15 protein-coding genes and 1 pseudogene are annotated in these 18,207 nt (G+C 71.8%); 13 read left to right on the top strand and 3 right to left on the bottom strand.

The annotated features are described in order from the left end of the window. Positions 1-149: 149 nt before the first annotated feature. The 3 genes from ACFWZH_RS01230 to ACFWZH_RS01220 are packed head-to-tail and all read left to right on the top strand — an operon-like array spanning position 150 to position 2,901. Positions 150-821 carry a DUF5819 family protein gene (locus ACFWZH_RS01230; protein WP_384424189.1) on the top strand — a complete coding sequence of 224 codons (672 nt, stop codon included), beginning with the start codon at positions 150-152 and terminating at the stop codon, positions 819-821. Continuing rightward, positions 818-2,230: an HTTM domain-containing protein gene (locus ACFWZH_RS01225; RefSeq protein ID WP_384424188.1), complete on the top strand. Its 1,413-nt coding sequence runs from the start codon at positions 818-820 to the stop codon at positions 2,228-2,230. The genes ACFWZH_RS01230 and ACFWZH_RS01225 overlap by 4 nt, the downstream gene beginning before the upstream one ends. Continuing rightward, positions 2,227-2,901 (top strand): TrmH family RNA methyltransferase, encoded by a 675-nt coding sequence (locus ACFWZH_RS01220; protein ID WP_384424187.1) that lies wholly within the window; start codon positions 2,227-2,229, stop codon positions 2,899-2,901. Before ACFWZH_RS01225 ends, ACFWZH_RS01220 begins: the two co-directional genes overlap by 4 nt. A gap of 54 nt (positions 2,902-2,955) precedes the next feature. Here ACFWZH_RS01220 and paaN read toward each other — a convergent pair whose 3' ends face one another. Further along, positions 2,956-4,638, bottom strand: a complete 1,683-nt coding sequence (gene paaN / locus ACFWZH_RS01215) for a phenylacetic acid degradation protein PaaN (protein WP_384424186.1) — start codon at positions 4,636-4,638, stop codon at positions 2,956-2,958. 147 nt (positions 4,639-4,785) lie between these two features. Between paaN and ACFWZH_RS01210 the strand changes: the two genes are divergently transcribed. Further along, positions 4,786-6,297, top strand: coding sequence for a 3-hydroxyacyl-CoA dehydrogenase (locus ACFWZH_RS01210; protein ID WP_384424185.1), 1,512 nt, complete (start codon positions 4,786-4,788; stop codon positions 6,295-6,297). Between the two features lie 11 nt (positions 6,298-6,308). Further along, positions 6,309-6,899: a TetR/AcrR family transcriptional regulator gene (locus tag ACFWZH_RS01205; RefSeq protein WP_384424184.1), complete on the top strand. Its 591-nt coding sequence runs from the start codon at positions 6,309-6,311 to the stop codon at positions 6,897-6,899. A gap of 10 nt (positions 6,900-6,909) precedes the next feature. On the opposite strand, the gene ACFWZH_RS01200 is transcribed toward ACFWZH_RS01205, so the two are convergent. After that, entirely contained in the window at positions 6,910-7,431 is a 522-nt protein-coding gene (locus ACFWZH_RS01200) for an Lrp/AsnC family transcriptional regulator (protein WP_384424183.1), read from the bottom strand. Between the two features lie 224 nt (positions 7,432-7,655). On the opposite strand from ACFWZH_RS01200, the gene pdhA reads away from it, so the two are divergent. The 7 genes from pdhA to ACFWZH_RS01165 all read left to right on the top strand — a co-directional run bounded on the left by pdhA (position 7,656) and on the right by ACFWZH_RS01165 (position 15,884). Continuing rightward, the gene (gene pdhA, locus ACFWZH_RS01195; protein WP_384424182.1) at positions 7,656-8,849 is read left to right on the top strand and encodes a pyruvate dehydrogenase (acetyl-transferring) E1 component subunit alpha; all 1,194 of its coding nucleotides are present in this window, start codon (positions 7,656-7,658) and stop codon (positions 8,847-8,849) included. Beyond that, the gene (locus ACFWZH_RS01190; RefSeq protein ID WP_384424181.1) at positions 8,846-9,880 is read left to right on the top strand and encodes an alpha-ketoacid dehydrogenase subunit beta; all 1,035 of its coding nucleotides are present in this window, start codon (positions 8,846-8,848) and stop codon (positions 9,878-9,880) included. The genes pdhA and ACFWZH_RS01190 overlap by 4 nt, the downstream gene beginning before the upstream one ends. Continuing rightward, entirely contained in the window at positions 9,880-11,346 is a 1,467-nt protein-coding gene (locus ACFWZH_RS01185) for a dihydrolipoamide acetyltransferase family protein (protein ID WP_384424180.1), read from the top strand. Before ACFWZH_RS01190 ends, ACFWZH_RS01185 begins: the two co-directional genes overlap by 1 nt. Positions 11,347-11,464: 118 nt before the next feature. Beyond that, the gene (locus ACFWZH_RS01180; protein ID WP_384424179.1) at positions 11,465-12,394 is read left to right on the top strand and encodes a DUF6457 domain-containing protein; all 930 of its coding nucleotides are present in this window, start codon (positions 11,465-11,467) and stop codon (positions 12,392-12,394) included. Continuing rightward, positions 12,391-13,965, top strand: coding sequence for a molybdopterin molybdotransferase MoeA (locus ACFWZH_RS01175; protein ID WP_384424178.1), 1,575 nt, complete (start codon positions 12,391-12,393; stop codon positions 13,963-13,965). Before ACFWZH_RS01180 ends, ACFWZH_RS01175 begins: the two co-directional genes overlap by 4 nt. A 219-nt stretch (positions 13,966-14,184) precedes the next feature. Beyond that, positions 14,185-15,141, top strand: a complete 957-nt coding sequence (locus ACFWZH_RS01170; RefSeq protein ID WP_384424616.1) for a helix-turn-helix domain-containing protein — start codon at positions 14,185-14,187, stop codon at positions 15,139-15,141. Between the two features lie 167 nt (positions 15,142-15,308). Then, positions 15,309-15,884 (top strand): hypothetical protein, encoded by a 576-nt coding sequence (locus tag ACFWZH_RS01165; RefSeq protein WP_384424177.1) that lies wholly within the window; start codon positions 15,309-15,311, stop codon positions 15,882-15,884. Positions 15,885-16,002: 118 nt separating this feature from the next. On the opposite strand, the gene ACFWZH_RS01160 is transcribed toward ACFWZH_RS01165, so the two are convergent. Next, the gene (locus tag ACFWZH_RS01160) at positions 16,003-17,004 is read right to left on the bottom strand and encodes a potassium channel family protein (protein WP_384424614.1); all 1,002 of its coding nucleotides are present in this window, start codon (positions 17,002-17,004) and stop codon (positions 16,003-16,005) included. 425 nt (positions 17,005-17,429) lie between these two features. Between ACFWZH_RS01160 and ACFWZH_RS01155 the strand changes: the two are divergent. Beyond that, positions 17,430-18,170, top strand: a pseudogene (locus tag ACFWZH_RS01155) (potassium channel family protein); the annotation flags it as partial. Between the last annotated feature and the right edge of the window lie 37 nt (positions 18,171-18,207).

Below are 18,207 nucleotides of genomic sequence, written 5' to 3'. Positions count from 1 at the left end.
CGACCGACCGATCGTTCGGTTCAATGGTGAGTGGGCGGGCCGCGGGTGTCAAGCCTGTGGATAACCCGGGGGAGGGTGTGCCCGGTGCGGCCGCGTAGGTACGGTTCCGAGGCGGAGTCGACCGCATGGGATCTGGGAACGGGGCGGGAATGCAGTCATACGGGGACGAAACGCGGTCGGTGGCCGCGCTCTCGCTGCCCTCGCGGATCGTCATAGGCGTGGCCGCCTGCGCCGTCGCCGTCGCGGTCGCGATCCATCTCGCGATGATGTTTCTGCACGTCGCGCCATCGAACACGCTCAGCAAACAGCAGGGCGCCCTGATCAGCGACTACGTCTATCCCGAGTACGAACAGAACTGGAAGCTGTTCGCGCCCAACCCCCTCCAGCAGAACGTCGCGGTCCAGGTCCGCGCGCAGCTGCGCACCGAGGACGGCACCGCGCGGACCACCGGCTGGACCGACCTGACCGCCCGCGACGGCCGGGCCATCCGCCACAACCCGGTTCCCAGCCACACCCAGCAGAACCAGCTGCGCCGCGGATGGGAACTCCTCGTCAACAGCCACGACGCGCAGAACCGCGCGGTCGGCCCGCGGGGCGTGCTGGCCGAGCGCTACATCCGGCGGATCGTGATGCTCCGGATGTCTCAGGAATGGACCAGCGGGGGTGCGCGCGTGGCGCAGATCCAGGTCCGTTCGCAGACGACGCCGGTCAGCCCGCCGCCGTGGAGCACCGAGAAGATCAGCGACAAGCCCGTGTACCGCGTGCTGCCCTGGTGGCAGGTCACCGCAAAGGACCTGCCCGAGGGGGCGACGAACCAGTGACGTCACCGATCCCGCAGCAACCGCACAGCGCATCGCACGCACCACTGCCCCACCTCACGGAGTCGACCGACGTGCCGCAGCAGGCGCAACAAGCCCAGCAGGAGCAGCAGGCATCCCGGGAGCCCCAGCCGCCCCAGGAGACGCCCGCTCCCTACGAGGAGACCCGCATCGAGCGCGTGATCGGCCGTGGCTTCGCGCGTGTCACCGGCCGGGCGATGGCCCCGTACCAGACCGCTGTGATCCGGATCGGTTTCGCGGCGACCTGGCTGCTGTTCCTGCTGCGCGAGTGGCCGCACCGCCAGACCCTCTACGGGCCCGACGGCCCCTGGAGCCTGGACATGGCGCGCCGGCTCCTGGACGCCAATCACGCCTTCTCCGCCCTGCTGTGGTCCGACGGGCGCGGCTGGTTCGAGGTCGTCTACTTCCTGGCCGTCGCCGCCAGCGCGGCGCTGATGCTCGGCTGGCGCACCCGCACCATGTCGGTGCTCTTCATGGTGGGCGTGCTCTCGCTGCAGAACCGCAGCGTCTTCATAGGGGACGGCGGCGACAACGTCATCCACCTGATGTCGATGTACCTCGTGCTGACCCGGTGCGGGCAGGTCTGGTCGCTGGACGCGCGTCGCGCGAAGCGGGCGGAGTCCGCCGACGGCGAGCGGCCCGCCCGCGATCTGCCCGGCGTCGTGCTGTGGGCCGTGCTCGGCCTCGGCCTGGCAGTCGCCCAGCTGTCCGGTGGACACGGCCTGAACTGGTTCGAAAACGGCCCGTTCCCGCACATCGGCTGGAGCCTGGTCCTGTGGGGTCTGTGGGTGGCGCACGGCCTGTGGTGGGCGGTGCGGCGCTACGCCCCCGGGGAACCGCGCATCGTCCTCGACACGCTCGCCAAGCTCGCCCACAACGGCGCAGTGCTGGTGATCATGGTCGAGGTCTGCCTTATCTACGCCACGGCCGGCTGGTACAAGATCCAGGGCACGCGCTGGCAGGACGGCACCGCGGTCTTCTACCCGATGCACCTGGACTACTTCTCGCCCTGGCCGGGACTGTCCGACCTGCTCGGCAGCAACGGACTGATGGTCATGGTGCTCACCTACGGCACGGTGATCGTGCAGGTCGCCTTCCCGTTCACACTGTTCAACCGGCGGCTGAAGAACGTGCTGCTGGTCGTGATGATCTGCGAGCACCTCTCGATCGCGTTCCTCCTGGGGCTGCCGTTCTTCTCGCTCGCCATGATCGCGGCGGATGCGGTCTTCCTGCCGACGAACTTCCTGACCTGGCTCTCCGCACGCGTCGTGGGCCTGCGCGAGCGGCTGTTCTCGCGCGGCGGCTCCCCCGGGGCCGGCGCCGGATCCGGGGGCGGTGTGCCACCGGCCCGTACCGAGCACGGCGGCGATGGCCATACGCTCGTGGGGTGAGCAGTGAGAAAACCGCCCCCGCCGAGCCCCTCCAGTACGACGAGGGCTACGGGACGCAGATCGGCGTCGGTCCGCACCCGGAGCCCTGGCCGCAGGACGCCCGCTACGACCCCGAGCTGCTCGCGCACGGCGACCGCCGCAACGTCGTCGACCAGTACCGCTACTGGACGCGCGAGGCGATCGTCGCCGACCTCGACACCCGCCGCCATGACTTCCACGTGGCCGTCGAGAACTGGGGCCACGACTTCAACATCGGCTCTGTCGTCCGGACCGCGAACGCGTTCCTGGCCAAGGAGATCCATATCGTCGGGCAGCGCCGCTGGAACCGCCGCGGCGCGATGGTGACCGATCGCTACCAGCATGTCCGCCACCACCCGGACACGGCGGATCTCACCGCCTGGGCGGCGGCCGAGGAGCTGCCGATCATCGGGATCGACAATCTCCCCGGGTCCGTGCCGCTGGAGACGACCGAGCTGCCGCGCCGCTGTGTGCTGCTGTTCGGCCAGGAAGGGCCGGGGCTGACCGAGGAGGCCCGCCGGCACGCCTCGCGGGTCTGCTCGATCGCGCAGTTCGGCTCGACCCGCTCGATCAACGCGGGGGCGGCGGCCGCCATCGCGATGCACGCCTGGATCGGCCGCCATGCGCGGATCGAGGGCCCGGGAGCCGTCTGACGGGGACACGGGTCCCCTTGGGGCCCGGCGGAACGGACCGGGCCCCAAGGCCTGTCACGCCTGTCGCCGCACCTCCACCGTCCGGAAGCGGTTCGCCACGAACGCGCCGTCGCACAGCGCCGCATTGGCCGCCGGGTTGCCACCGGAGCCATGGAAGTCCGAGAACGCCGCGGTCTGGTTCACATAGACCCCGCCGGTCAGGTTCAGCGACAGCTGGGCGCACTCCTCCAGGCAGGCCTGCTCCACCAGCTGCTCGACCTCGGCAGAGGTGGTGTACGCCCCGACCGTCATGGCTCCCTGGTCGCGGACCGTGCGCCGCAGCAGGTCCACCGCGTCGGCCGCGGAGTCGACGGCCACCGCGAAGGACACCGGGCCGAAGCACTCCGACAGATACGCCGCCTCGGAGTCCGGCTTGGCGCCGTCCAGCTTGACGATCACCGGGGTCCGTACCGTCGCCCCCGGGAACTCGGGGTTGGCCACCTCGCGGGAGGCCAGCGCCACCTCGCCCAGTCCGGCAGCGGCGTCGATCCGCTCCTTGACCTGCGGATTGACGATCGCGCCCAGCAGGGCGTTGGCGCGTGCGTCGTCGCCCAGCAGGCCGCTGACCGCGCCCGCGAGATCACTGACCACCTCGTCGTACGACTTCGGTCCGGCGTCCGTAGTGATGCCGTCCCGGGGGATCAGCAGATTCTGCGGGGTGGTGCACATCTGGCCGCTGTAGAGCGACAGCGAGAAGGCCAGGTTGCTGAGCATGCCCTTGTAGTCGTCGGTGGACTCGATGACGACGGTGTTGACGCCGGCCTTCTCCGTGAAGACCTGCGCCTGCCGGGCGTGCGTCTCCAGCCAGTCGCCGAAGGCGGTCGAGCCGGTGTAGTCGATGATGCGGACCTCGGGGCGCACGGCCAGCACCTTGGCCAGGCCCTCGCCCGGCTTGTCCACGGCCAGGCACACCAGGTCGGCGGGGAATCCGGCCTCGACGAGCACCTCACGGGCCACCTCGACGGTCAGCGCCAGCGGCAGCACGGCCCGCGGATGCGGCTTGACCAGCACCGGGTTGCCGGTGGCCAGCGAGGCGAACAGGCCCGGATAGCCGTTCCAGGTCGGGAAGGTGTTGCAGCCGATCACCAGGGCGACACCACGCGGCACCGCCGTGAAGGTCTTGGCCAGCTCCAGCGGCTCGCGCTTGCCCTGCGGCTTGGACCACGGCGCCTGCTCCGGGGTACGGACCTGCTCGGCGTACGCATAGGCCACCGCCTCCAGGCCGCGGTCCTGGGCGTGCGGCCCGCCGGCCTGGAACGCCATCATGAAGGCCTGGCCACTGGTGTGCATCACGGCCTGCGCGAACTCATGGGTGCGCGCGCTGATCCGGGCCAGGATCTCCAGACACACCGCCGCACGGGCCTCCGGTCCCGCGTCCCGCCAGGCGGGGATCGCGGCACGCATCGCCGGCAGCAGCACGTCCACATCCGGATGCGGATAGCTGATGCCCAACTCCGGGCCGTACGGTGAGACTTCCTGGCCCGTCCAGTCGTCGGTGCCGGGCTGGTCGAGCTCGAAGCGCTTGCCGCGCAGGGCCTCGAAAGCGGCCAGCCCGTCGCCGGCGGCGTTCTCGCCGTACGCCTTCGGGTGCTCGGGGTGCGGGGACCAGTAGGCGCGGGTGCGGATCGCTTCCAGCGTCTGGTCGAGGGTCGGGCGGTGCTTCTCGATCAACTGCGCTGCGGTCACTTCGGCGGTCATCGATGACCAACTCCTCGTCGAGCTGGGCGGAGAGTGGATGGGGACTGGGAGCGGACAAGGCAACGGAGTTAGAGTAACCGAACGATCGGTCGGGGCAAGAGGGTCCGGCCAGCCTGTGGAAAAGTCGGTCGGGGAGGATCAACTCGCATGACGGCAATCGCGACCAGCAGCACCGTGGCAGTGGTGGGGACCGGCACGATGGGGCAGGGCATCGCGCAGGTGGCGCTGGTCGCCGGCCATCGCGTACGCCTCTACGACACCGCCCCCGGGCGCGCGGAGCAGGCCTCCGAGGCGATCGGGGGAAGGCTCGACCGGCTCGTCGAAAAAGGCCGGATTTCGGCGGACGAGCGGGACGCGGCCCGCGCGCGCCTCTCCCCCGCGGCCGCCCTTGCGGAGCTGGCCGACGCCGCGCTGGTCGTCGAGGCGATCCTGGAGCAACTCCCCGCCAAACAGGAGCTGTTCACCGCCCTGGAGGACGTCGTGGCGGCGGACTGCCTGCTGGCCACCAACACGTCCTCGCTGTCGGTGACCGCGGTCGCGGGCCGGCTGCGGCACCCCGGCCGCTGTGTGGGCCTGCACTTCTTCAACCCCGCGCCGCTGCTCCCCCTGGTCGAGGTGATCAGCGGGTTCGCCACCGACGAGGCCGCCGCCACGGCCGCGTACGACACCGCCGCCGCCTGGGGCAAGAAGCCGGTGCGCTGCGCCGACACCCCCGGGTTCATCGTCAACCGCATCGCCCGCCCGTTCTACGCCGAGGCCCTGCGCGCCTACGAGGAGCGCGTCGCCGACCCCGCCACCATCGACGCCCTGCTGCGCGAGGGCGCCGGCTTCAAGATGGGCCCCTTCGAGCTGACCGACCTCATCGGGCAGGACGTGAACGAGGCGGTCACCCACTCCGTGTGGACCGCCTTCTTCCAGGACCCGAAGTTCACCCCCTCGCTGGCCCAGCGCCGGCTGGTCGAGTCCGGGCTGCACGGCCGCAAGTCGGGGCGCGGATGGTTCGACTACGCCGAGGGCGCCCGCCGGCCCGAGCCGCAGACCGCCGCGCCCGCTCCCGCCCCGGAGGCCGTCGTGCTGCACGCGCGGCTGCCCGGCCCGGCCGCGGTCCTGCGGGAGCTGATCGAGGAGGCGGGCATCCGCGTCACCACGGACCGCACGCCCGGGGAGTCCGAGGGCTACATCCGGCTGCCCGGTGGGGCGCGCCTGGCGCTGACCGACGGCTGTCCGGCGACGAGCCCGGCCGGTGACAGGAACATCCGCTTCGACCTCGCGCTGGACTACCGGTCCGCCACCCGGATCGCCCTGTCCGCCTCTCGCGCCTGCTCCGAGGCGGACCTCGCGGAGGCCGTCGGGCTCTTCCAGGCGCTGGGCAAACGGGTCAGCGTGATCGAGGACGTGCCCGGCATGATCGTCGCCCGGACGATCGCGATGATCGTCGACTTCGCCGTGGACGCCGCGGCCCGCGAGGTGGCGACCCCCGGGGACATCGACACGGCCATGCGGCTGGGCGTGAACTATCCCGGCGGCCCCATGGAGTGGGTCGAGCTGCTGGGCGCCCGATGGGTGTGGGATCTGCTGGACTCGATGCACCGCCAGAACGCCGGCGGACGCTACGTACCGTCCTGGGCGCTGCGGCGCCGTGCGGACCTCGAGGAATAGGTGCTCTAATCATGACCATGGCCAAGCGCGACACCTACACGCCCGATTCGCTGCTCGCGGTCGCCGTCGAGGTGTTCATCGAGCGCGGCTACGACGGCACGTCGATGGAGCACCTCTCCAAGGCGGCCGGCATCTCGAAGTCCTCGATCTACCACCATGTGCGCAGCAAGGAAGAGCTGCTGCGCCGCGCCATAAGCCGCGCCCTGGACGGTCTGTTCGGCGTGCTGGAGGAGCCGGGCGCCGGTCAGGGCCGTGCGATCGAGCGGCTGGAGTACGTCACCCGGCGGGTGGCCGAGGTGCTGATGGACGAACTGCCCTATGTGACGCTGCTGCTGAGGGTGCGCGGAAACACGGACACCGAGCGCTGGGCCATGGAGCGCCGCCGGGAGTTCGACCACGAGGTCGCCGACCTGCTCCAGCAGGCCGCGTCCGACGGAGACCTGCGCAACGACGTGGACCTCCGGCTGGCGACCCGGCTGCTCTTCGGCATGATCAACTCGATTGTGGAGTGGTACCGGCCGGGGCGCGGCGGCGCGGCGAGCCGTGACGAGGTCGCCGAGGCCGTGGTGCGCACGGCGTTCGCGGGGCTGCGCAAGGCCTGACGGCGGCGGCCTACTCCTCCTCCGGCCCCAGGTCGGTCTCCTCGAAGACCAGCAGGGTGCGGGTGCTGAGCACCTCCGGTATCGACTGGATACGGGTGAGGACGAGCTCGCGCAGCTCGCGGTTGTCCTTCGTGTGCACCAGCAGCAGCACGTCGAAATCGCCGCTGACCAGCGCGATGTGGGTGGCGCCCGGCAGCGCCGTGAGCTGCTTGCGCACGGTCCGCCACGAATTTTGGACGATCTTCAGGGTGATATAGGCCGAGGCGCCCTGGCCTGCCCTCTCCTGGTCGACCAGGGCGCTGAAGCCGCGGATCACCCCGTCGTCGATCAGCCGGTTGATCCGCGCGTAGGCGTTGGCGCGCGAGACGTGCACGCGCTCGGCGACGGAGCGTATCGAGGCCCGGCCGTCGTTCTGCAGCATGCGCAGGATCGAGCGGTCGATGGTGTCCAGCGGGCGGGCGGCCGGCGATGACGCGACGGGTGCCGCCGGCGGCTGTCCGCCGCCGGTGTGGGCCATCTGTTCGTCCGGCATATGGTCCCGCCTCCCCTTTGTGGACGCCCTGTCTTCATCTCAAGCTGTGGAGAACCGTTTGTCCACAGGCTTGACCCGCCTGTAGCCAAATTGCACCGACGACCGAACAATCGGTAGGGAAGGGCGCACCCGCCCCGACCAGTTCCATCCTGCCCATCAGCCGTCCGCCCACCACCCACATGAGGCGCATCGCGCCACCCCTTCGATCCGAGGAGGTGCTCGACATGACGGTCCTCGAGCAGCCCGGCAGCAGCAGGAACAAAAGCAGCCTGGCCGGCCCGCCGCCCGCCTGGCGCCCACGCGTCGATCCCGCGCCCCTCCTGCCCGACGAGGAGCCGTACCGCGTCCTGGGGACGGACGCGGCCGCCCGGCTCGACTCCGGACTTCTCACCCGGCTGTACGCCCAGCTGGTCCGCGGCCGCCGCTACAACGCCCAGGCCACGGCCCTGACCCGGCAGGGACGCCTGGCGGTCTACCCGTCCTCCACCGGACAGGAGGCCTGCGAGGTCGCCGCGGCGCTGGCGCTCGAAGACCGCGACTGGCTCTTCCCCAGCTACCGCGACACCCTGGCGGCGGTGGCCCGCGGCCTGGACCCCGTACAGGCGCTCACCCTGCTGCGCGGCGACTGGCACAACGGCTACGACCCGCATGAACACCGCATCGCCCCGCTGTGCACCCCCCTGGCCACCCAGCTCCCGCACGCCGTCGGCCTGGCGCACGCCGCCCGCCTCAAGGGCGACGACGTGGTGGCACTGGCGATGGTCGGCGACGGCGGTACGAGTGAGGGCGACTTCCACGAGGCGCTGAACTTCGCGGCGATCTGGCAGGCGCCGGTCGTCTTCCTCGTCCAGAACAACGGCTTCGCGATCTCCGTGCCGCTCGCCAAGCAGACCGCCGCGCCGTCGCTCGCCCACAAGGCGGTCGGATACGGCATGCCGGGCCGCCTGGTCGACGGCAACGACGCGCCCGCGATGCACGAGGTGCTCACCGAGGCCGTGGAGCGCGCCCGCCGGGGCGGCGGCCCCACCCTGGTCGAGGCCGTCACCTACCGCATCGAGGCCCACACCAACGCCGACGACGCCACCCGCTACCGCACCGACGCCGAGGTCGAGACCTGGAAGGCGCACGACCCGATAGCCCTTCTGGAGCACGAGTTGGCGGCCCGCGATCTGCTGACCGACGCCTTCGTCGGCACCACCCGGGAGAGCGCCGAGCAGATGGCGGCCGACCTGCGCGACGGGATGAACGCCGACCCGGAGCTGGACCCGATGGACCTGTTCCACCACGTATTCGCCGAGCAGACCAGCCAACTGCGCGCGCAGGCGGCACAGTTGCGTGCCGAGCTGGATGCCGAGGCCGCCGGAGAAACCGAGGACGCAGCGGGCACCGAAGGGTCCGCCAAGGAGGCCAGGCCATGACCACCACCGCTCCGGCGACCGCGCGCAAGCCCGCCACCATGGCGCAGGCGCTGACCCGCGCGCTGCACGACGCCATGGCCGAGGACCCGTCCGTCCATGTCATGGGCGAGGACGTCGGCACTCTGGGCGGGGTCTTCCGGGTCACCGACGGCCTGGCCAAGGAGTTCGGCGAGGACCGCTGCACGGACACCGCGCTCGCCGAGGCCGGCATCCTGGGCACCGCCGTCGGCATGGCGATGTACGGCCTGCGGCCGGTCGTCGAGATGCAGTTCGACGCGTTCGCCTACCCGGCGTTCGAGCAGCTGATCAGCCATGTCGCCCGGATGCGCAACCGCACCCGCGGCGCGCTGCCGATGCCGCTGACCATCCGCGTCCCCTACGGCGGCGGGATCGGCGGCGTCGAGCACCACAGCGACTCCTCCGAGGCGTACTACCTCGCCACCCCCGGACTCCAGGTCGTCACCCCGGCGACCGTCGAGGACGCCTACGGGCTGCTGCGCGCCGCCATCGCCTCCGACGACCCGGTCGTCTTCCTGGAGCCCAAGCGGCTCTACTGGTCCAAGGCCGACTGGTCGCCCGACGCCCCCGCCCCGGTCGCCCCGCTGGGACGGGCCGAGGTCCGGCGCCGCGGCAGCAGCGCCACACTGATCACCTACGGCCCGTCGCTCCCGGTCTGCCTGGAAGCCGCCGAGGCCGCGCGCGCCGAGGGCTGGGACCTGGAAGTGGTCGATCTGCGCTCGCTGATGCCGTTCGACGACGACACGGTCTGCGCGTCGGTGCGGCGCACCGGACGGGCCGTGATCGTCCATGAGTCCAACGGGTTCGGCGGTCCCGGAGGGGAGATCGCCGCACGGATCACCGAACGCTGCTTCCACCACCTGGAGGCGCCGGTGCTGCGCGTCGCCGGCTTCGACATCCCCTATCCGCCGCCGATGCTGGAGCGGCATCACCTGCCGGGCGTGGACCGGATTCTGGACACCGTCGCCCGCCTCCAGTGGGAGTCGGAGTGGACCGAGGGACGTGGTGAGTGATGGCCGTGGTCCGCGAATTCACCCTGCCCGACCTGGGGGAGGGCCTCACCGAGGCGACGATCGTGCAATGGCTGGTCGAGGTCGGTGAGGTGGTGGCCATCGACCAGCCGGTGGTGGAGGTCGAGACCGCCAAGGCGATGGTGGAGGTGCCCTGCCCGTACGGCGGCGTGGTGACCGCCCGCTTCGGCGAGGAGGGCGCCGAAGTCCCGGTGGGCGCGGCGCTGGTGACGGTCGCGGTGGGCGCGGTGCCGGACGATCTGGCGGGCAGCGGCCCCAAGGAGGCGCCACCGGCTTCCGGTGTGCCCGCGGACGGGGCCGGTGCCTCCCCGGCGGATCCGGCGGATGCCGGGTCGGGGAACGTGCTCGTCGGATACGGCACGAGCGCGGCGGCGGCGCGGCGGCGCCGCATCCGGCCGAGCGGCACGGCGGGCCCCGCGGCCGGAGTGCCGCAGCCGCCGCGAGAGGCCGCGGCCGGGGCGGAGGCGTCCGGCGGGCAGACGGCCGGGCAAGCCGGGGGAGTCGGGGGCGCCGGTGCGCACGGCCCGGCCGGGGCCGGTGCGGTGGATGCCGGGAGCGGCTCGGTGGCTGTCATCTCTCCGCTGGTGCGCCGGATGGCGCGGGAGAACGGCGTGGATCTGCGGGAGGTGACGGGATCCGGGCGGGACGGCCTGATTCTCCGTACCGACGTCGAGTGCGCGATCCGGGCGCGGGAGACGGCCGCTGCCGAGGCGACGGGCGTGACGGCGGGCGCGAGGGCCACCGGGCCCGCCACGGCCGGCGAGGAGCGGATCCCGTTGCGGGGGATGCTCGGTGCGGCCGCCGAGAAGTTCAGCCGCAGCCGCCGGGAGATCCCGGAGGCCACCTGCTGGGTGGACGCCGATGCCACCGAACTCCTCACCGCCCGCAGGGCGATGAACGTTCCGGGCGTTCCCAAGGTGTCGCTGCTCGCCCTGCTGGCCCGGATCACCACGGCCGCGCTCGCACGGTTCCCCCAGCTCAACGCCACCGTCGACACCAAGACCCAGGAGATCGTCCGGCTGCCCGCGGTCCATCTGGGCTTCGCGGCGCAGACCGACCGCGGTCTGGTGGTGCCGGTCGTGCGGGACGCCCAGGCCCGTACGGTCGAGGAGCTGTCCGCCGAGATCGCCCGGCTCACGGAAACGGCCAGGTCCGGAGGGCTGACCCTGGCCGAGCTGACGCACGGCACGTTCACCCTCAACAACTACGGCGTCTTCGGCGTCGACGGCTCCACGCCGATCATCAACCACCCGGAGGCGGCGATGCTCGGCATCGGCCGGATAGCCGACAAACCCTGGGTGCACGAAGGCGAGTTGGCCGTCCGGAAGGTCGTCCAGCTCTCGCTCACCTTCGATCACCGGGTGTGCGACGGCGGCACGGCCGGCGGCTTCCTGCGATTCGTGGCCGACTGCGTCGAGCAGCCCGCCGTGCTGCTGCGGGGGCTGTGACCCACGGTCCGGACAGCGGCGGCGAGGGCGGGACGGCCGGGGCCGCCGCGGCGGAGCCGACAGCCGTGAGACGTACGACACCGGTGTGGTCGCGGCGCCCCTTGGCGATACTCAGGGGGTGAGCGACCACACCGACCACGACGCCATCGTCCTGGCCGGAGGCGCGGCCCGGCGGCTCGGCGGGGCGGACAAACCCGCCCTGTCCGTCGGCGGCCGCCCCCTCCTGGACCGGGTGATCGCCGCCTGCCCCGATGCGGCGATCACGGTCGTCGTCGGCCCCGGCCGCCCCACAGCCCGCGCCGTGGTCCGGGCCCTGGAGGACCCCCCGGGCGGCGGCCCGCTCGCCGCGCTGGACGCCGGCCTGCGGCACACCACCGCCCCGACGGTGCTCGTCCTCTCCGCCGATCTGCCGTTCCTGACCGCCGCGACCGTACGCGGCCTCCTGGCAGCGGCGACGCGCACGGCGGCCGGCGGCGTGCCCGACGGCGCCGTCACGCCCCCTGACGGCGCGATGCTCCAGGACACCATCGGCCGGGACCAGCCGCTGGTGGCCGCCTACCGGGCCGCGTCGTTGCGCCGCGAGTTGGCGCGGGTACGGGCCGAGCACGGCACCCTGGCCGGTCTGCCGCTGCGCGCCGTGCTCGGCCGGCTGGCGCTGGCGCGGGTCCCCGACGCCACGTCCACGGCCTCCTTCGACTGCGACACCTGGGAAGACGTCAGCGCGGCACGCGCCCGCATCAGGGAGCATGGACACGTGTTGGACGAATGGATCACCGCAGTCAAGGCCGAACTGGGCATCGAGCTCGATGTCGACACGGCGGCGCTTCTCGACCTGGCTCGGGACGCCGCACACGGCGTGGCCCGCCCGGCCGCGCCGCTGACGACCTTCCTGATCGGCTATGCGGCGGGGCAGCAGGGCCGGGATGTGCAGGAGCTGTCCGACCGGGCCGCCGCGCTGGCCGGCCGCTGGGCGGCGGAGACCGAGGCGTCCGGAGGCGCTGCCGGGTCCGGCGGCGCCACGGGGAGCGAAGCGAAGCCCGCCGAATGACCGACGTGGAGGGCGGCGCGGAGCCCGGCGGCGTGCTGCGCGCGCAGGCCGGCGCCGGGCCCGGCGACCCGTTCGACGACGCGCTCGCGCTGGTCAACGGCGCCCGCGCGGCGGGGGTGGCGAACGCAGGGGCCACCGGCGGCGGCGCGGGCACCCCGCCCGACGACGCCCGCGCATCCGCCGCCGAGGGCCGCGGCACCGGCGCAGACCACCACTGCGGCCCGGCCGGCCCAAAGGAGCCGTCACCCCGTCGTACGCCGGGCGACCTGCCCTGGGACACCGCCCGCCGGACCGCGGCGCACGCCGTGTCCGGCCCGCCCCCGGCCACCACGACGGCGCTCGGCGCCGCACTGGGCCGTACGCTCGCCGCGCCGCTGGCCGCGCTCACCGATCTGCCGTCGTTCGACACCTCGGCGATGGACGGCTGGGCGGTCTCCGGCCCCGGGCCCTGGCGTGTCGACCAGCCCGCCGACGAGGCCACAACCGGCCTGCATCACGGCATCCTCGCAGGTCACGCCCCCGTCGAGGCGCTTCCCGACGGCCATGCGATCCCGATCGCGACCGGCGCGCGCATCCCGGCCGGCGCCACCGCGGTGCTGCGCAGCGAGCACGGCGAGGTCCGCCGGCTGGGCGACGGCGGGCTGCGGCTGTACGCGCCCCGGCCCGCGCCGCCCGGCCAGGACATCCGCCCCCGAGGCCAGGAGTGCCGCCGCGGCGACCAACTCCTGCCCGCCGGGGCCCTGGTGACCCCCGCCGTCCTCGGCCTGGCCGCAGCCGCCGGCTACGACGAGCTGACCACCTACCCCCGGCCCCGGGCCGAAGTGCTCGTCCTGGGTGATGAGTTGCTGGAGAGCGGACTGCCCCGGGAGGGCCGGATCCGGGACGCGCTCGGCCCGATGCTCGCCCCCTGGCTGCGTGCGCTGGGCGTCGAGGCGGCCGCGCCACGCCATCTCGCCGACGACGCCGACACGCTGTACGCGGCCATCGCCGAGTCCACCGCCGATGTGGTGATCACCACCGGCGGCACCGCGTCCGGCCCGGTCGATCATCTGCACCCCACGCTGCGCCACCTGGGCGCAGAGCTGCTGGTGGACGGCGTGGCGGTGCGCCCCGGCCACCCCATGCTGCTCGCCCGGCTCGCCCCGCGGCGGCACCTCGTCGGCCTGCCCGGCAACCCCCTCGCCGCCGTCTCCGGTCTGTGCACGCTCGCCGAGCCGCTGCTGCGGACGCTCTCCGGCCGCCGCCCGGCGGCCACGTACCGTGCGCCGGTGAGCACCGCCGTCCAGGGGCATCCGCGGGACACCCGCCTCGTTCCGGTCGTCTACCGTGACGACGCGCACCGGGGCCTGCTGGTGGAGCCGCTGCGTTTCCACGGCCCCGCCATGCTGCGCGGGATCGCCGCCGCCGAGGCGCTGGCCGTCGTCCCACCCGGTGGCGCGGAGCCCGGCAGCGAACTCGAACTACTGGAACTTCCCTGGTCGGCGGACTGGTCGACGGACTGGTCGGCCGACTCGACAACGGACCGGACCGACCCCGGGGCCCCGCAGGAACCCACGGGAGGCACCGCGTGAAGCTGCCGTCCCACGACGGCACGGCGCGCGAGGTGCTCCGCGGTTGTCGGCACCCCGGCCAGGAGGAGGCAGGGCGCCGCAGGGCGGGTCCGGTGTGGCCGGGTGCCACGTCGGCCCCGGCCGTCGCGGAGCGGAACTGTGGTGTCCAGGACACCCGTCACTGAAGGAGAGGCTTCGACCAGCGGTTTCAGGGACGGTGAACGACAGTTGTTGGACGAGATGGTGTTCCGGAGTGAAGACGTTCCTGCGGCGGACCGGTTCGACTACTGGGTCGAGTTGTTGGGTCGTTCTCATGCGCCGATGGAGCTGCGCAGTGACTGCGCTGACGATTTCCGGGCTTCTCAGCGTGTGTTGGATCTCGGTGCCGTCACTGTCTGGTCTGCTGCTTTCGCGCCGCAGGTCTTCCGGCGTATGCCGAAGATGATCCGGCAGTCCGATCCCGAGACGTACAGTTTGTCGCTGGTCCTGAGCGGGACCGGGGCAGGTGTGTGGCGGCACCGGGAAACCGCGTACAAGTCGCAGGACCTGTTCATCACCTCCACCTCGCTGCCGAGTGAGATCCACAGCACCGGGGTCGCGACGGTGGCGGTGGAGGTTCCCAAGGCCCTGCTGCCGTTGCCGCGTGACATGGCTGCCCGGGTGGTCGGGGCGCCGGTGTCGGCCCAGGAGGGGATGGGGGCGCTCTTGGCGCAGTTCCTCACCCAGCTGACCGCGGACACCGCCGCTTACCAGCCCTCCGATGGGCCCCGGCTGGGCACGGTCGTGACCGATCTGGTCGCCGCGCTCTTCGCCCACACGCTCGAAGCCGCGGATTTCCTCCCGCCGGAGACCCACCAGCGGATGCTCACCTTGCGCATCAAGTCGTTCATCCGCGAGCACCTGCACGACCCGCAGCTCACCCCAACCACGATCGCCGCCGCGCACTACATCTCCACCAGCTATCTGCACTGTCTTTTCCGGGACGAAGACACCACAGTCGCCGCGTGGATCCGTCGCCTGCGCCTGGAGGCCGCCCGCCGCGACCTCGCCGACCCGGCGCTCCACGCCGTCCCCATCCACGCCATCGCCACCCGCTGGGGCTTCCCCCGCGCGGCCGACTTCACCCGCGCCTTCCGTACCGCATACGGACTGCCGCCCCGGGACCATCGTCGACAGGCGCCCGAGTTCCTGGAGTAGACGCATAGCTAAGCGATTGTTGTCTGAGTGCTAACGACTTCCAGGTCTGGCACCGGAATCCTTGCAGGTGGGGCGCCGATCAACGCTGCGGCCCGGGACCTTGACGACGCGGGCTGCCTGCCGAGCTGGGCGGGCAGCCGAGGGATCAGTCAGCCGAAGCAACATCCATGACCTGGGGGATTCTCGTGCATTTCCGACGTACCACTACAGCTGCCGCCGCCGCCATGCTGGGACTGGGCGGCCTGGCCGGCACGGCCCATGCCGACAGCACCCAGCCTTCGTCGCCGACAGCGACGAAGACGGCTGCCTCCGCTCCCTCCGCCTCCGCGGCCACGGTGCGGCACACAGGAGAAGCCCGCATCCAAGGGGGCGGCTGGCACGTCAAGAACGCCATGCGCGTCGGCGGTGCGGGGCCGAAGCCGAGCGACAAGGTCGTCTGCGTTTCGGTCAACTCGGGCGGCGGCGCGAAGAAGCACGGTGAAGTGTGTTTCGACCCGGCCGGTGACTACTTCTGGGTCAAGGACACGGCGTCCGACGGAATGAGCATCTACATGCGCGCCCTGTACCGCGGCAACACGCAAACCGTCTTCGAGTGCAGGAACGACCTCGGCAAGGCCGCGGGCTGGACGGCTTGCTACTTCGACAGTGAGATGAAGGAGGGCCGGGGCATCAATTTCATCGCCATGGCCTGGAAGGGCAACACCCCTGTGTACAAGAGCGTGACCGCGGACGCGGAGAACTGAACGACCGAACGGGGCAGGACCTCTTGGTGACGCCGAGGGCGACGGAACGCCAGGGACTCCAAGAGGTCTGCTCCCTCCCTTCGCCGGGGCGGCAGTCGCCTCGGGCCGCACAGGGGACTCAGTCCGCGCGATCCCCGGCCGGGGCCCGCTGAATGGTGATGAGCCGGTCCGTGAGCTGGAGCTTCGCGGCTTCCGGCTCGGTGTAGTCCAGCACCTTGCCCCCGCGTACGACGGCCACGACCAGGTCACTGCATGCGCGGGCGGACTTCCCCGCCTCGGCCGCTGACACGGGGCGTTCGGTGAGGTCCAGGTCGCTGCCGTAGGTCATGAGGCGTTCCAGGACCGCGCCGGCGCTGGGGCTGGCCACTGCCACCCCGAGCAGCCGGCCCGCGGAGCTGGAACTCGTGATGACGGCGTCGGCACCGCTCTGTTTCAGCAGCGGGATGTTCTCGTCCTCCCGGATCGCCACCACGATGGAGGCGCGCTTGTTGAGCTGGCGCGCGGTGAGCGTCACCAGGGCGGCGGTCTCGTCCCGGTGGGTGGCGACGACCACTTTCGACGCCCGGTGCAGTTCGGCCCTGCGCAGGGTGTCGGAACGCGTCGCATCACCAACGACGCCCACGAGCCCGTCATTGCTCGCGGCGTCCACCGTCTGCTTCTGGGGGTCGACCACGACGATCTTCTGCTTCGAGACGCCCTGGCCGAGCAGGCTTTGGGCGGCGTGGCGGCCCTTCGTCCCGTACCCGACGACCACGATGTGCTCCTGCATGCGGGAGCGCCACCGATGCACCCGTACCTGTTGCCGGGTGCGCTCGGTGAGCACCTCCAGCGTCGTACCGACCAAGATGATCAGGAACAGGACGCGCAGCGGCGTGATGACGAAGATGTTGGTCAGCCGCGCAGCGTCGCTGACCGGGGTGATGTCCCCGTAACCCGTGGTCGACAGGGTCACTGTCGCGTAGTACGCCGAGTCGAGGAGACCGACGGTCCCGCCGGCGTTGTCGTGGTACCCGGCGCGATCGATCCACACGATGAACGTCGTGAGCGCCAACACCACAAGGGCCATGACGAGCCGGCGCAGCACTTGTTGAAGTGGCGGCCGCACGCCTTGTACGGGCATGACGACGGACCGGCCGTCCTCGGCGTCCTCCCCGTTCTGGGTGCGTGAACGTGACCACAGCGAGCCGAGGATGGAGACCTTTCCGGGCCTGCGGGGCGGCCGCTGCTCTTCCCTCATGCGATCGGCCCCCCTGGTCCGGCCTGTGCTGGAGACATCCGTGCGTAAGGCATACCGCCATCCTCGGGGATCAAGCCCTTCTTCAGGTCCCGGTCAGGGGGTGTCGCGGTCCTTGATGCCCGGCCCGGTCATGGGGCGGAAGGCGGACGTCGCTCCGTGATGTCGGTAGCGTCGTTCCCAGGAGTGGTGGGCGCCTCGTCGACCTCGACGGACGGACGCACGTGGCAGGCCCGGCCCTGGCCCTCGCGATCGCCCCAACGGGCCTGCTGCACGCACTCGTTGTCCATGGACTCAGGTTGCTGTCGTCAAAACGCTGGAGAAACGCCTTGCGCGACCACACCGTCATCGTCGGCTTCGGGACCAAGGGCCGCTCCGCCGTGCAGACCCTGCGTGCGACGGGGCTGAGCCGCGACCGCATCGTCATCGTCGACCCCAGCTCCAAGGTGATCGAGGCGGCGGTGGCCGAGGGCTTCGCCGGGGTGGTCGGCGACGCGACGCGCAGCGATGTGCTGATGCGGGCCGAGATCCAGCGCGCGCACCAGGTCGTCATCGCCACCCAGCGCGATGACACCGCCGTGCTGGTGTCCTTGACCGCGCGTCAGCTCAACAAGACGGCCAACATCGTCGCGGCGGTGCGGGAGGAGGAGAACGCCCCGCTGCTGCGCCAGTCCGGCGCCGACGCCGTGATCACCTCGGCCAGCGCGGCCGGCCGGCTGCTGGGCCTGTCCGTCCACAGCCCCAGCGCGGGCACCGTCATGGAGGACCTGATCCAGCAGGGCAGCGGCCTGGACCTGGTCGAACGCCCCGTGGTGAAGGCCGAGGTAGGCAAGTCGGTACGGGAGACCGACGACCTCGTCGTGTCCGTGCTGCGCGGCCACCGGCTCCTGGGATACGACGATCCGGAGGCCAGCCCGCTGCAGAGCACGGACCGTCTGATCACCATCGTCCGCGCGGCGCCGACGGAGGAGCCGGACCTTCCCGGCAAGCAGACCAGGAAGCCGACGCTCCCCGGCACCGGCGTCTCCCCGATGCGCCGGGCGGATGAATAACCGGACTCCGTGAGCGGGTGACAGGCAGCCCCTGCCG

The organism is Streptomyces sp. NPDC059008 (assembly GCF_042749045.1).
In the GTDB taxonomy this organism is placed as follows: domain Bacteria; phylum Actinomycetota; class Actinomycetes; order Streptomycetales; family Streptomycetaceae; genus Streptomyces.
The sequence above is the reverse complement of the archived record's forward strand: the minus strand, read 5'-3'. Positions and strand labels throughout refer to the sequence as shown.

Coding starts and splice junctions, on each gene's coding strand:
- ACFWZH_RS01185 (WP_384424180.1), top strand. CDS start 9,880: ATGGCCGTGGTCCGCGAATTCACCCTGCCCGACCTGGGGGAGGGCCTC.
- pdhA (WP_384424182.1), top strand. CDS start 7,656: ATGACGGTCCTCGAGCAGCCCGGCAGCAGCAGGAACAAAAGCAGCCTG.
- ACFWZH_RS01175 (WP_384424178.1), top strand. CDS start 12,391: ATGACCGACGTGGAGGGCGGCGCGGAGCCCGGCGGCGTGCTGCGCGCG.
- ACFWZH_RS01160 (WP_384424614.1), bottom strand. CDS start 17,004: ATGCCCGTACAAGGCGTGCGGCCGCCACTTCAACAAGTGCTGCGCCGG.
- ACFWZH_RS01165 (WP_384424177.1), top strand. CDS start 15,309: ATGACCTGGGGGATTCTCGTGCATTTCCGACGTACCACTACAGCTGCC.
- paaN (WP_384424186.1), bottom strand. CDS start 4,638: ATGACCGCCGAAGTGACCGCAGCGCAGTTGATCGAGAAGCACCGCCCG.
- ACFWZH_RS01230 (WP_384424189.1), top strand. CDS start 150: ATGCAGTCATACGGGGACGAAACGCGGTCGGTGGCCGCGCTCTCGCTG.
- ACFWZH_RS01170 (WP_384424616.1), top strand. CDS start 14,185: ATGGTGTTCCGGAGTGAAGACGTTCCTGCGGCGGACCGGTTCGACTAC.
- ACFWZH_RS01190 (WP_384424181.1), top strand. CDS start 8,846: ATGACCACCACCGCTCCGGCGACCGCGCGCAAGCCCGCCACCATGGCG.
- ACFWZH_RS01205 (WP_384424184.1), top strand. CDS start 6,309: ATGACCATGGCCAAGCGCGACACCTACACGCCCGATTCGCTGCTCGCG.
- ACFWZH_RS01200 (WP_384424183.1), bottom strand. CDS start 7,431: ATGCCGGACGAACAGATGGCCCACACCGGCGGCGGACAGCCGCCGGCG.
- ACFWZH_RS01210 (WP_384424185.1), top strand. CDS start 4,786: ATGACGGCAATCGCGACCAGCAGCACCGTGGCAGTGGTGGGGACCGGC.